Source organism: Clostridioides sp. GD02404, from assembly GCF_045898275.1.
GTDB lineage: Bacteria > Bacillota > Clostridia > Peptostreptococcales > Peptostreptococcaceae > Clostridioides > Clostridioides difficile_A.
The window spans coordinates 64,348-78,924 of record NZ_JBJOCA010000011.1 but is presented as its reverse complement, the minus strand read 5'-3'; the positions used below and the strand labels follow the sequence as shown (position 1 = coordinate 78,924).

13 protein-coding genes are annotated in these 14,577 nt (G+C 30.3%); 1 reads left to right on the top strand and 12 read right to left on the bottom strand.

The annotated features are described in order from the left end of the window. Positions 1-3: 3 nt before the first annotated feature. From Q3287_RS08645 to Q3287_RS08600, 10 genes are all read right to left on the bottom strand, one after another. The gene (locus Q3287_RS08645; protein ID WP_219673834.1) at positions 4-360 is read right to left on the bottom strand and encodes a VOC family protein; all 357 of its coding nucleotides are present in this window, start codon (positions 358-360) and stop codon (positions 4-6) included. 256 nt (positions 361-616) lie between these two features. Then, positions 617-2,038: a Na+/H+ antiporter NhaC gene (gene nhaC, locus Q3287_RS08640; RefSeq protein ID WP_054268962.1), complete on the bottom strand. Its 1,422-nt coding sequence runs from the start codon at positions 2,036-2,038 to the stop codon at positions 617-619. Between the two features lie 29 nt (positions 2,039-2,067). Beyond that, positions 2,068-3,132 carry an ornithine racemase Orr gene (gene orr / locus Q3287_RS08635; RefSeq protein ID WP_407963879.1) on the bottom strand — a complete coding sequence of 355 codons (1,065 nt, stop codon included), beginning with the start codon at positions 3,130-3,132 and terminating at the stop codon, positions 2,068-2,070. Next, entirely contained in the window at positions 3,117-4,526 is a 1,410-nt protein-coding gene (locus tag Q3287_RS08630; RefSeq protein ID WP_167639805.1) for a GlmL-related ornithine degradation protein, read from the bottom strand. The genes orr and Q3287_RS08630 overlap by 16 nt, the downstream gene beginning before the upstream one ends. After that, entirely contained in the window at positions 4,516-6,723 is a 2,208-nt protein-coding gene (gene oraE / locus Q3287_RS08625) for a D-ornithine 4,5-aminomutase subunit OraE (protein ID WP_407963878.1), read from the bottom strand. Before oraE ends, Q3287_RS08630 begins: the two co-directional genes overlap by 11 nt. Then, complete coding sequence (locus Q3287_RS08620) at positions 6,717-7,091, bottom strand: ornithine aminomutase subunit alpha (RefSeq protein ID WP_021382945.1); 375 nt, start codon at positions 7,089-7,091, stop codon at positions 6,717-6,719. The genes oraE and Q3287_RS08620 overlap by 7 nt, the downstream gene beginning before the upstream one ends. 77 nt (positions 7,092-7,168) lie before the next feature. After that, positions 7,169-8,599: a 2-amino-4-oxopentanoate thiolase subunit OrtB gene (gene ortB, locus Q3287_RS08615; RefSeq protein WP_407963877.1), complete on the bottom strand. Its 1,431-nt coding sequence runs from the start codon at positions 8,597-8,599 to the stop codon at positions 7,169-7,171. After that, positions 8,592-8,900 carry a 2-amino-4-oxopentanoate thiolase subunit OrtA gene (gene ortA, locus Q3287_RS08610; RefSeq protein WP_407963876.1) on the bottom strand — a complete coding sequence of 103 codons (309 nt, stop codon included), beginning with the start codon at positions 8,898-8,900 and terminating at the stop codon, positions 8,592-8,594. The genes ortB and ortA overlap by 8 nt, the downstream gene beginning before the upstream one ends. 34 nt (positions 8,901-8,934) lie before the next feature. Then, positions 8,935-10,002 (bottom strand): 2,4-diaminopentanoate dehydrogenase, encoded by a 1,068-nt coding sequence (gene ord / locus Q3287_RS08605; RefSeq protein WP_407963875.1) that lies wholly within the window; start codon positions 10,000-10,002, stop codon positions 8,935-8,937. A gap of 229 nt (positions 10,003-10,231) precedes the next feature. Further along, positions 10,232-11,605: a sigma 54-interacting transcriptional regulator gene (locus Q3287_RS08600; RefSeq protein WP_167639825.1), complete on the bottom strand. Its 1,374-nt coding sequence runs from the start codon at positions 11,603-11,605 to the stop codon at positions 10,232-10,234. A gap of 277 nt (positions 11,606-11,882) precedes the next feature. Between Q3287_RS08600 and Q3287_RS08595 the strand changes: the two genes are divergently transcribed. After that, positions 11,883-12,704, top strand: coding sequence for an MBL fold metallo-hydrolase (locus tag Q3287_RS08595; RefSeq protein ID WP_054268954.1), 822 nt, complete (start codon positions 11,883-11,885; stop codon positions 12,702-12,704). Between the two features lie 199 nt (positions 12,705-12,903). On the opposite strand, the gene Q3287_RS08590 is transcribed toward Q3287_RS08595, so the two are convergent. Beyond that, on the bottom strand, positions 12,904-13,227 hold the full coding sequence (locus Q3287_RS08590) for a hypothetical protein (protein ID WP_167639809.1): 324 nt from the start codon (positions 13,225-13,227) through the stop codon (positions 12,904-12,906). 16 nt (positions 13,228-13,243) lie between these two features. Further along, a complete protein-coding gene (locus Q3287_RS08585) occupies positions 13,244-14,551 on the bottom strand; it encodes a M20 family metallopeptidase (RefSeq protein WP_223152939.1) in 1,308 nt (435 codons plus the stop codon). Positions 14,552-14,577 lie beyond the last annotated feature (26 nt).

Sequence of the window (14,577 nt, the reverse complement as noted above, 5' to 3'; positions counted from 1 at the left end):
ATCTTATTTTGTATGTTGAACATACTCTACAATTGTGCCATCTGGATGTTTTACTGTCATATTATATCCTGTAGGAACTTTTTTCTTATCTCTTACCACAACTGCTCCATTCTTTAATAGATAACTTCTCCATTCATCAACAGAGTCAACCATAAAAGTAGATTTTGTTTCTATAAATGGTTTGAGAGCATCATCAGAACCAGATAATAGTAAGACATTTCCTACCTGTGCTAGTTCCAATCCAACTTCTTTATAAGAAAAACGTAGAGAACATTTTTCTTTTAAAACATTCTCATAAAAAGATATTGCTTTCTCTATATCTTGAATATAAAAACGTGTTAATATATCATATATTTCCATGTGTTTCCCCCTGTATCTACTTATCTTATTTGTCCTAAATTATATCACTCTATAAATTGTATAACAATAAGTTAAATATTATATCTTTACCATATCAAGTACACAATACTCTTCTAACTAATATATGTTTAAAAGACTTGCCTAATTTTAAGGCAAGTCTGAAAATAAATCTCCTTTTTATGAAAAATTTATACAAATAATTTTAATATTAAAAGAATAAGTTAATATAAAAACTGCAAAGTTAAACTTATTAACGTCATACATCAAAATTTAAACAAGTTTCAGGTTCATCTTCTATTTTTGCTATTTTAAATTTACATGCAATTAAAACTAGAGATACCAATGGATTTATAATATTTAATAATGCATATGGACCATATGTTAATGCTGATACACCTAATGTAGCTGTTATATATGCCCCACATGTATTCCATGGCACTAATGGAGAAGTTAAAGTCCCACTATCTTCTAAAGCCCTTGATAACATTTTAGGGTGTATACCTCTTTTTTTATATTCCTTATTATACATTCTTCCTGGTATAACTATAGATAAGTATTGTTCTCCTGCTATTATGTTAGTAACTGTACAAGTTACCATTGTACATAATACTGTTCCAAATACACCCTTCGCTAATCTTAGTAAAGAAGATGCTACCACTTCAAGCATACCTGTTTTTTCTAAAATACCTCCAAGAGATAGAGCGCATATTGTTAAAGATACTGTAGACATCATATTCATAATCCCACCTTTAGACAATAAAGCATCTACTTCTTCTATTTGTGTCGATGAAATATATCCATTTTGTGCCGCATCTAATATTGTCTTCATAGATTCTCCTTGGAAAACTACTGCAAACAGTACTCCTAATACAGCACCTACTATAAGTCCTGGTATAGCAGGGACTTTAAATACAACCAATCCAATTACTATTACTGGAGCTAATAATAATACTGGTGATAAAGTATTAAATGTAGAATCTAATGTAGACCTAATTAGTTCTATCTGTTTTATATCTAATGCTTGACCTGAATACTTCATTCCAATTACACCATAAATTACTAAACAAATTAATAATGATGGTATAGTTGAATATAGCATATATTTTATATGTGTAAACAAGTCTGTTCCTGCCATTGCTGGAGCTAAGTTAGTCGTTTCAGATAAAGGTGATAGTTTATCTCCAAAGTAAGCTCCAGATATTATAGAACCTACTATTAATCCAACTGGCATCCCTAAACTTTGACCAATTCCTAAAAGTGCTACACCCACTGTCCCCATTGTACTCCAAGATGAACCAGTTGCAAGAGATACGATTGCACAGACTAATGTTGATGCCACTAAAAAAATATTTGGTGATAAAATTTTTAGTCCCCAATAAATCATACATGGAACTACTCCACTTACTATCCAAGTTCCTATAAGTACGCCTATTATAATTATAATCAAGATTGCTTGCATTGCCATCTTTATACTATTAAACATACTTAACTCTAAGTCTTTCCATTTAAATCCAAGTCTATATACAGCTACAAGTCCTGCTACTGCTGCAGCTCCTATTAGTGGCACATGAGGTGATGAACCATATACTAATACTCCTAGGCTTAAAAATAATATCAAACAAGTAATTGGTATCATTGCATCAAACAGACTTGCTTTTCTACATTCTCGCTCTTTCATAAAGTAATTTCCTCCTAATTATTTGAACACTACACTATAATTTTTTTTGAAACGTATTCACTTGTACTAGATGACATGATACCTCCATAAGTTAATAAGAATTCCACATTATCACCTACTTTATAATCATGTTTTGTGTTACTTACATCTAATATCATGTGGTCTGAACTTGCTCCTAATATTTTTATATAAGTGTCTATTGGAATTAAAGAGTCAATATTTATATCCTGTTTACCTATAGCTATAATTGCCCTTTTTAAGATTCCTTTATCTTCATAAACAGGTTTATTTCTAAAAGCATCAACCCCTATTTCTCCAATAGGAACTGATGGTTTTTCCTTACATTCAATTATTTGGCATACCAATTTAAATACATCTTGATATGCTCCATGTATATTTTTACCGTATGCTGTTTCTCTACCAAGTATAATAGATTCTCCTATTCTTAAATTAGTAATACCCTCTGGCATAGTATTACTTATAATTAGATGCATAGAACTTGAATTTCCTCCAGATACTATTTCTACATTTATACCAAATTCTTCTTCCATCTTTCGTGCTATACTTACTAATCTGCTTGTATTTTCTCTAGATGGTATAACAGCTCCATAACAAGTTAAGTTTGTAGCTATACCAATTATTTTAATATTTTTTAATCTTACTATCTCTCTTACACTATTAAAAAAATCTTCTTCATAAAAGTATCCTTCTCGTAAATCCCCTAGGTCAAACATAAGAACTATCTTATGAATAATATTTTTACTTTTACACAATTCATTTAATTTCTTTATGGTTTCCAGTTCTGAGTTAAGGCTAATATCACAATAATTGATAACTTCTTCTAGTTCACTTATCATGGGTATTCTAATCAGCATTTTAGGCAAATTTATATTTTGTAATTTTTTTAAGTTCTGTATCCTTGAATCTGCTATATGGTCTATTCCTTCACAACATACTGATTCTACTACCTCTTTTTGTGCACAAAATGATTTAGTTACAAAAGATACCTTAATATTTTTTTCATGACACTTCTGTGAAATTATTTTGACATTATGTTTTAACTTTTCTATATCTATTTCTAATCTAGGGTACATAATCTTTCCTCCTTGAAGTTTAAACTTTTTAGTAGGAGCTTAAGAGATGCTTCTTCATATTTTTTAGATAAAACACCCATAGATGCCATAATATAGTCATTATCTATCAATATCTTTGTTTTCTCTTTTGGAAATAGTAATTCTTTATTTTTATTGTATTTAAGCATACTGTTTAATATTTTAATTCTACTAGGGAGCCTAGTAAGTGCTCCCCCTGTACCAACTATATATCTTACTTCTGTTAAATCTTTTCCTTCTGCAATTTTGACTTTTCCAGTTGTTCCATAAATATTTCTTATTTTTCCAGAGTGTCTTAACATAGCTTTGATAACAGCTTCTGTTGTCAGTCTCTCAACAAATAGGATTTCTTCTTTTGATTTTGGTATTGGTGGATAATTATCTATTATTGAATCAATGTCTATAGATAATTCATTTTGTAAGTTTTCTTTACCTATAACTTCTACTATATTTTTCATATTTACATATACACCTAAATCCCCCTCAACACTTCTCTTTGCTATAGGTTCAGGATTAACTAAGATTTTATTGATATAGTCACTTCCATCTGTAACAGAGTGTACATCAGTAGTTGCTCCACCTACATCTAAAGTTAATAAATCCCCAATATTTTTATATAATAATTTAGATGCTTCCATTACAGCGCCTGGTGTTGGAGTAATATTTTCATTAACCATTTCTTTAATATACTTCATTCCTGGTGCTGTAGTTATGTGGTCTTCAAATACACCTTGAATAATTTTTCTTGTAGGTTCTATATTCAATAAATCTATTTTAGGATATACATTTTCTGTTATATATAGCTTATAGTTTGTATCTTCGAATATTAATTTTACTTCATCTTGATTTTCAATATTTCCAGCATATATAACTGGTATATCTAAATTCATAGAAGCTATCATTTCTGCATTATAAATAGCTGTATCTCTTTCTCCATAATCAACTCCACCAGCTATTAAAATTATGTTTGGATTTATTTCTTTTATTTTATTTAAATCAGTTCTTTTAATTCTACCTGATGTTACTTGACGAATAACAGCTCCAGCTCCTAGAGCAGCTTCTTTAGCTGCTTTTACTGTCATATCATATACTAAACCATGTACAGTCATTTTTAACCCACCAGCTGCACTAGAAGTTGCAAACATATCATTATACTTTATATCCTCTACAGATAATTTATTAGCTAAATCCTTAATAGCACCTGACAAGCCATTTCTTACATCTCCACCTTCAAACACTGTTGTTGGAGCTTGACCTTGACCTAAAAATACAGGATTCTCAGTATCAATATTATGGAAAGCATTTACTACAGTGGTAGTACTTCCAATTTCAGCTACCAACACATCTATTTTCAAAGAAATTTTTTTATTTTCCATTATTCATTTCTCTTCTTTTTTCAACTAAGAAAGTGGCTACATGAATACCTTTACTGTTTCTTCCAAATCCAGCATCTATTCCTTGTTCAACGGCTATTTCAGGTGTTACTTGTGTTCCTCCACATGCTATCATTACTTTATCTCTTATACCTTTTTCTACACAATAATCATGTAATTTCTTCATGTTTTTATAGTGAATATCATCATGACTTATTATTGTAGATGCAAGTATTGCATCTGCATTTAGTTCAATTGCTGCATCTACCAATTTTTCTACAGGCACAGAAGTTCCTAGATAATGACATTCTATACCATACTTTTCAATACCACCATGTTTTATATCTATTATTTCCCTTAAACCAACTGAGTGTTCATCTTCTCCAACTGTAGCTGAAACTATTTTCATAGGTCTTTCTTCTATATCAGCTCTTATTTCTTCATCAGTCAGTACTTTAGGCTCTTCTGGTATTACTAAATTGTTTAAATCTATATCGAATGGAACTCTTCCTTTCACTTCTATTCTAGTACCTTCAGATTCATGCATCACTTCTCTACTTATAACTTCAACTTCTTGCAAGTTCATTTTCTTTACAAATTCCAAAGCTGCAAACTCGGCTGTTCTTTTATCAGTAGGTAGCATCATAGTTATCATTACAATTCCATCTGCACACCATTCCATTTCAGGCTTGATTTTATCTCCATTTCTGTATTCTTCTGATTCTTTTAGTCTGTTTTCCACATTGTCAAAATCATCAAGCTCATCAATATATATGATTTTATCTGGATTTTCAAATGTGCATCCGTCTATTAATATTGATGGATTATCTATAGCATTTTCATCATACTGAGCTACATTGTTGTATCCAAAGTGAGCAGTTACAGGTGCTAGATAATCTTCTTCTCTTTCATAAACAGTACCTTCTCCAACTCCGCCTTTTATTTTTCTAGATATACCATCACCATTTCTTTCTGGATAATTTCCAGAATCAACGAAAAATCCTTGCTCTACAGACTCAAAATATCCACCAACTTCAAATATTTCTTCCATATATAGTACAGCTCTTTCTTTAAGCTCTCTTGCTTTATCTCTTAATTCACCAACATCTTTAAGTTCTATCATATCCATAAGGCCATCCATACCAACTAAAGCTTGTTTTGCTGTATCACATGCTTCTATGTTGTATATATGCCAAGGTACATTTCTACCTTCGTCAGGTGTTATAGTTGATTGTATGTCAGCTCTAGTTAACACTGATGTTAATAAATTTAATACATGAGTAACTGTTGCTTCTCTAGTTGATGATTCCATATATTTAGTGTTCATTTGGGCTCTCATCTTATAATCACTAAATAATTCTCTAAGTGCAACAGCATAAGGTAAGTCTATTCTTAAGCATGGTGCTGGAGGAGCTGTTGGTGGCACCGTTGATAAACATATATTACTTTTATCTATCCCTATTTTCTCAGAGAATATAGAGTTTAAAGCATGTTGAACCATAAGTTCAGGCATTACCTTCCACGCTTCTCTAGCAGTAGCATTAGCATTATGTGCTCCATCTATTTGAGCTATATTCGCAAAAGCCATTATTTTTTTAGCTTCACAAGCATCTACAAAAGACCTTATCATATTTATATTTCTATATAGAACATTGTATTGTGGGTCTTGGTGTGCTCCATTGACTCCTTCTTCAGCAAACATTACTGCTACTTCAGGACCAGCAACACCACTTACATATGAATGGTAATTAATAGGTCTGCCAACTTCTTCTTCTATAAAATCAAGAGCTTTTCTTTGAGCTCTTACTTGTTTTCTTGTTATTGGAACTCCACCTATACCTTGAGGAGTACCTTCTATAAGTCCGTCAAAATGGGATTGCCCAGCGGTTCTAATAACCATTAAATGGTCAGCACCATGATGAGCTGCCATCCTCATTCTTCTTATATCATCTTCAAATCTACCAGAAGCTATTTCAGTAGTAATAATGGGGCTTGGTTGAGGGTCGATATTATTGAAATATTTAGATGATGGTAACCCTACACTCTTCTTTAAAGGTTTTGTACAGTCTTTATATTCAAAAGGTCCCATTTCAAGATTTTCCAGATGTTCTCTCCAAACCCAACCTCTTCTCTTTGGTTTATATTTATCCAAATCTTTTAATATATAGTCTATATCTAGTTTTTTATTTTCCTTTAACATGATTCTACCCCTTCTCTAAATAAACATGTAACTTCATCCCAGTATTCACCATTAACTAATAATAAACCAGCTTCTCTAACTGTTATATTTTTAGATTTAGCCAACTTATAAACTACATGCCCTGCCCCTTTACCTATAAGACCTCTTTCCATAACACCTTCTAAAATAGGTTTTACTTCAAGAGAAGAAAATCCCATTCTTAACAAAACAGACCTTTCTATTGACGGTGTTGTGTTCTTTTTGCCAAGGTCTATCATTGGCTCTACTATTTGGGTAGCTAAACTCCAAAACCTTTCTTTTAACTCATCATCACTTAGTTCTTGAAGATGTTTTCTTCTAACTTCAAAATCATCCTCTCTTTTTTTCATGAACATTCCCCCATCCGTATAATTTTAATTGAATTTTCCGACTATTTATTTCGTATTAAATTAAAAATTAGTAATTATTATAAATTATTTAATATATCAACAACAAAATCTCTCGAACTTTTTACTTCTTCCATTAAATACTCTATATCTTGATTACTTAAATTATCAACATTCTCAATGTTATTGTTGGATATACAATTTTTTATAAACGATTTTCTTATTTTATTCATATCAATGTCAACACATTTTAATAATTCTGGCCTTTCTGGTAATATTAAGTTTACTCCTGCAATCTCTTCTCTTGGATTTCCAAATTTTATATCTATTCCATTTTCTCTTGCAAAGGTAAGTTGTGGACATATATGTTTACCTGCTCCTGTATACTCTGTTTCTTGTACTACTATAACTTTATCTTCATCCAATTCTTGAGCTAAAGAGAATGCTGCTGCTAAAGATGTATTTCCTGCAGGGCCTCTTTCTATTCCTTCTAGTTGTGCCAATAATTCAGTTGTATAAAAAACTTCTCCTTGTTTTACTAATACATATCTATCCATATATCTAAGTGGCCTAGCTGCAGACCTAGGTACATCTGACCTATCAGGCCACGTACAAAATGGTATACCAAAACCTGTATGCCCCGTTGTAAATGATTTTTTATTAAATTGATTATCACTAGCCATGTGTAATCCTTTTAAGTCAACACTTGCTCCTACTACTTTAGTATTAAGAGAACCCGCTTTTATCAATCCTCTTGCAGTTCCAGTGAGATTACCTCCACCTGCATTTGTACAAACAACTACATCAGGGTCTTTTTTATATTTTTCTCTAAATTGAATAGCCAACTCATACCCTAAAGTCTCTACACCTGCAATTCCAAATGGTGAATATAATGATGCATTAAAATAGCCTGTTTCTTCTAATAAAACTAAGAATGTATAAAATAATTCTGGTCCAACAGTTAATTGAATAACTTCTGCTCCATATGCCTCACATTTTCTAGCTTTTTCTATAATTTCAGGTTGACCTATACCATTAGAATCATAACACTCTTGAACTATTATACATTTTAGACCCTGCATAGCTGCTTGAGATGCTACAGCTGCACCATAGTTCCCACTAGTAGCTGCTATTACGCCTTTATATCCCATTTTTTTAGCATGATATACAGCAGTAGCTGCTCTTCTTGCTTTAAAGCTACCAGATGCATTCATTGCTTCATCTTTTACAAATATTCTAGCTCCTTTACCCTCTGGAGCACATTTTCTAGCTAATTTAGTTAAATTTTTAAGTTCTATTATGGGAGTATTCCCAACAGCATATTGTGACTGAATTACTTCAATATCCTGTAATGTATATCCTGTTTCACCCATCATTTTTTCATAATCAAATCCTATTCCTTCTTGTTCAAAAGAAGAGTAATCCAATCCAATCGCATTTTTCATTATTTCATTATTTCTTCCCATAACAGCTTTATAACTCATATCTTTCATTGATGCTGTATTATTCATTATATACACCTCCAAATAATATTTCTTTAGCCTGTATTCCTATTTGGAGTAATTCTGGTATACATTTACCATAATCATGAGTATAATATGGATTTACTTTAAGCAAATTACCTTTTACAAGTCTACCTGTAATTGTTTTAATTTCTACTAAATCACCTATAGAAGCATCCTTTTGTATAAATCCTTTAACCCACATTTCTAAGGATACTTTCTTAGTATCCTCTGGAACTTGTGGAGCTCTTTCTTCTGGAGTCAGTACTATGTTGTGTATAATAACCCAATCATTAACTTTAGCATCCATTTTTTCATCTCCTTATTAACCAGCTATTATTTTATTAATTGGCCTTTGATTCTTCCTCTAATTCAACTTCAATCTGATTTCTTACATCTCCCATTATTGCTCTAGGTACTGGTATATCTAACATAGTTTTAAGACCTGGTCTAGCATTTATTATTAATGGAATAGAGTTTACTATCATTGCATAAGTGCCCACTCCTCCAGGTATCTCAGGATTTATTTGTAAATCAATGTTTGGTATACCTTTTATTGATACATAATCTCCTGTTTTAATACCTTCTGCTTCAGGTATTATCTGTTGTGGATGCTCCATTTCAATCAAAATATCTCCATTTACATATCCATATCCACATTGTCTACAACCAGCAACATTTCCAGCCAATGCCTCTCCATACTTAGATTTTCTATCTACTGTAGTCATTATTGGTTCTTTTGTTTGTTCTATCTTATCTAGTTTCCATCCTAATCCATCAGCTATCATATTTATTGATTCTACAAATCCTACATGACCTGCTATAGCATTATTTTCTACACCTTTTATAAATTCCTCTCTTGTTACTCCTACACCTTGTTCTACCATAACAGATTTTCCAAAAGGAGATAAATCATTTACTCTCTTAGCTTTTATACTAGCAACTTCCTCACAAGTTCCTGAAAGTGCTAATACTAGTAAATCCAACACAAATCCTGGATTTATTCCTGTTCCAAGTATACTTACTCCATTATCCTTTGCAACTTCATCCATTTTTTTAGCTAAATCTGCATCATCAGCTTGTGGATATGCCATTTGCTCTGCTGTTGATATAACATTTATTTTTCTATTTAACAAGAACATTATTTTATCAAAAGCCTTTTTAGTAAATGAATCAGTTGCTAATAAAACAACATCTACACTTTTTTCTTTAAAAACTTCTTCATAATTTCCGTTGATAATAACTTCTGGTCTTTCTCCTCTTTCAATTTCTAAGATGTCATACATACTTTTCCCTGAAGTACTTCTACTACAAACAGATACTATTTCCATACCTTCTTTTTTTAGAATCATATTAGCCATACCTATTCCCATAGCTCCAAATCCCCATATTCCAACTCTTACTTTTCTCATATATACACCCTCCTAAAAATTTATATATTCTCAATAAATAGTTAAAGCATAAATCATGCCAACTTCAAAATTAAAGCAAATATTTCTTGAAACGTTGAAACTATAATTATTTTGTTATGTGTTTTCATAAATAAAAAATTATATCTATTTTGAAACATAAAAAAAAGAGCAAAAAATTTTGCTCTTTTATAATAATTTTGCTCCTTTATTTTTCTTTTTTCTTTTTTATTTATAAGATTTTAATATTATATTTTTTTATTTTATATTGTAAGTTTTGCCTATTCATACCTAAGATTGATGCTGCTTTAGTTATATTGTACGATGTTTTTTCTAATGATTCACATATATACTTTTCTTCTATCTCGCTAATAATATTATTAAGTGTCTTGTCCTCCAAATCATTTAAAGAATAATCGTTACTCTCTTTATTCTCTTTAAGATTGTAATAGTCATTTATATTAATCATACTTGTTTCTATTTGTACCTCGTCCTCCATCATACTCATAGTACAATAAATTATGTTTTCTAGTTCTCTTATGTTACCTTGCCAGTCATAATTTTTTAAGGTTTGGATAGCTTCCTCTGAAATTCCTACCACTTTTTTATTTAATTTTTTGTTATACTTTGAAATAAATTTTTTGCATAACAAAGATATATCTTCTTTTCTATCTCTAAGAGGAGGAATTTTTATATGAATTATGTTAAGTCTATAATATAAATCTTTTCTTATTTTATTCTCTTTCAAAATAACTTTTGGACTTTCATTTGTTGTTGCAATAATTCTTACATCAACAGGTATATCCTTAGTTCCACCAATTCTTCTTACATAACCTTCTTGCAAAACCCTTAGTAATTTAGCTTGTAACATAATAGGCATAGAATTTATTTCATCTAATAATAAAGTTCCTTTGTTAGCTTGTTCAAACAAACCTGGTCTATCTACTGCTCCTGTAAATCCTCCCTTGCTAGTCCCAAATAGTATTCCTTCAAATAGTGACTCTGGTAGAGCTGCACAATTTTGTGCTATAAACGGATAATTTTTTCTATTACTTCCATAATGAATGGACTGACTAAATAACTCTTTACCCGTTCCAGTTTCTCCATATATAAATACTGAAGCGTCAGACTTACAGGCTTTCTTAGATTTTGTTATTGCCTCTTTAATTAGATTACTTTCCCCTAAAATATCATCAAAGTCATAACCTTTCTTTTGTTGATTATTGACTTTGTTGATTAAATTTTTTTTATAGTTTCTGTTTAATAAAGTTTCTATAGTTGTCATATTTTTTGATATTTCAAGTGCCCCTACAAATTCCCCTTTAATATCAATTGGTATTGTAGTATTGATTGCTGTTATTTCTTTCCCGTTTTTATCTAGATATTTTTGAACATTGTCTTTGATAATTTTCCTTTTTTCCAAAACTTCTACTAGTGTACTTCTATTTATTTTCATTTTGCTGACTATATCAAAAAATGAATTCGTTAAAATATCTTGTCTGTTCATTTTTTCCATTTTTTGTACAGAATCATTGTAGATTATAGTTTTCCCTTCTTTGTTAACAAAATGGACCCCTTCGTCAATATTTTCTAATATTTCATTCATTATTTTAAAAAATATCTCTTGGTTCAACTATATCACCCCAATACTTAAATATATAAAAACCCAAAAAATTAATAAAATGGTATTACTGTATTTATATTATCATATATTTATGATATTTTTTATGCACATTGTATTAATATATTTTTAAGTCCATTCATATATTTCTGTTATTTCATATTTATACATGATATAATCTACTAAATAAAAATTTTGTTAAGTAGTTTTAATTGTAGATTATTTATATAATCTAATATTTTAATAAGGAGGTATGATAACTTTGAAATTAAAAATTATTGGTAGTGGTGGTATGTCAATTATTCCAAGTTCATTTTGTAAATGCAAAATATGTGAAGAAGCTAGGAAAAAAGGTGGAAGATATGAACGCTTAGGCCCAAGCCTATATATTGATGATATAAAAATGTTGATAGACACACCTGAAGATATTGCAGTGGCTTGCAACAGGCAAAAAATATCACAAGTAAAGCACCTTTCGATTTCTCACCATGACCCAGACCACGTTAAAGGCATTAGAATCGTTGAAAAAATTGGCTATGATTTTATTGCAGATAAAAATACTCCTATTGAATTTTATGCATTGCCTGAAGTGATTGAAGATATAAATCGAATGAACCTTGATTGTCTTAAATATTATGGGGATGTTCTACACTGCATTTCTGTTAATGAAACTTCTCATATAAAGATAGATAATTTTGATATTGATTTGTTTAACAACAACCGAGATAGGAATATAACGTTCTATGTTATCAGAGAGAATGATAAAAAAGTCATATATGCTTGTTGTAATCCAAAACCATTTACTCATAATGATATGTACTTCGATGCAGATGTTTTAATAATCAGTTTAGTTTCTGATGATGGCATATTAAATGATGGAACAGAACTTAAAGATGCACCATTCAAAGATGAAATATTTACTTTGGATGAAGTTATAGAAATTAAAAACTATTACAGAATTAAAAAGGTTATAGTTACACATATTGATGAAATGTGGGGGAAATCCTATGGTTATTATAGTGAATTAGAGAAGGAGCTTGATAATATTTTCTTTGCTTATGATGGTATGGAGATTATAGTTTAAAGTATCAAGTAATAAGCATAATGAATAGTTGGTAAATTTCAATTTAGCATTGTAGTCAAAAGCTGTGATTTCAAAGTGTCACAGCTTTTAATAAACTTGTTCCTAGTTACAAATATTTTGGAAACAAATTACATTTGCTAAACAGATTGTAGTTCTTCTTGCTTTTATTATATTACAAAATTAATAATAAGATACAATTTTACATAATTTTATTATCAACTATTTCATTAGCCTTATCTAATTTATCTTTAGTAAAATTAGATAATATCTCTAACTTTTTTTCTGATTTTTTAATAATTTTACTAAGTGTTGCTGCTATTTCTATTCCTATTTTCCCAGTTCCAGGTATACTTACCTCTAATGCATCCTTAATTATGTTCGTACTTAAATAAAGTTGAATTTGTTTTATCTCTCCTTTTATCTGTCCTAAAGCACGGAAAATTGCATATACTATAGCTATTGGTTCAGTACACCCTTCTGCAGAAACAACCTCTATTTTTAAGATATCTATATATTTGCACATAATATCTCTTATCCTTTTACAATTCTAATAGTTTTATTAAAGCCAAGGTATATATCTCCATATTCTTTCGTATATGCTCTATCGATACTCTTTCATCTGCTCCATGACCGCCAGTTTTATACGCTAAGAACTTAGGTCCAAACGCCACCATATCTTTAAACCAACTTGCATATGTACCACCACCCATAGCAATTGTATATCCATTTTCATCTGTTATTTCTTCATATGCTTCTAATAACTTTTTAAGTACTAAATTATTCTCATCCACATAATGTAAGTCCTTATGAGTAATAATCTTTATTTTCCAACCATTACAAAAAAACTTTTTGAATCTATGTATTATATTGTTTAAATCTATATTTTTGCCATACCTTATATCTAGTTCACATATGATTTTTTCCTCATTTGCTTTTAATATTCCTAAATTTAAAGTAGTGCTTTTGAATACCTCATCATATTGATTAATTCCCAATGCATCTCCATAATAGTCACTACAAAGGTATTTTGAAATTAATTCTATATCTTCTCTATACTGAAAATCCATATTATCTTCAACTATCTTTATTACCATTTTAGATATAGCATTTTCTCCCTTTTCAGGATTACTTGCATGCGTAGCTACTCCTTTAGTAGTCAACTCTGAAATAATTCCATTAATAATTTTTGCAGTACAATAAGATGGAACAACATTTTCTTTAGTTCCTCCCCTCACTATTATGTAAGGTTTACTTATATCAATTTTAATCTCTTTTTCTATCCTTATATGAACTCTTCCTTTTTCTCCATTAACCACTGGATACATAGCATCTGGAGTAAAGCCCATACTTGGAATTTCTTCACCTTTATCTAGATAATATTTGATACACTCCATACCTGTTTCCTCATTTGTACCAAAAATTAATCTTATTCTTTTATTAATTGTAGGGTACACATCCTCTATGTTTTTCAATACATGTATAAGCATAGATACAGCGCCCTTATTATCTATGGCACCTCTTCCATAAATAATATTGTCAATTACTGTTCCCGAAAATGGATCTACACTCCACCCATCTCCTGGTGGAACTACATCTAAATGCATTGGAATTCCTATTAATTCTTCTCCTTCTCCAATTTCTGCATATCCAATATAATTATCAATATTTTTAACGCTAAAACCCAAACTAGCGCAGTAATCTAAAGTTTTTTCTAAAGATTTTTTAGGTCCTATACCAAAAGGACATTGTGAAATAGGTTCACCTTGTTGTGTATCAATTTTTATTAATTCTTTTAGGAATTCTACTGTTCTATTTAAGCTATTATCTACACTTCTGCTTATATCCATAAATCAACCTACTTTCTGTTTTTTTA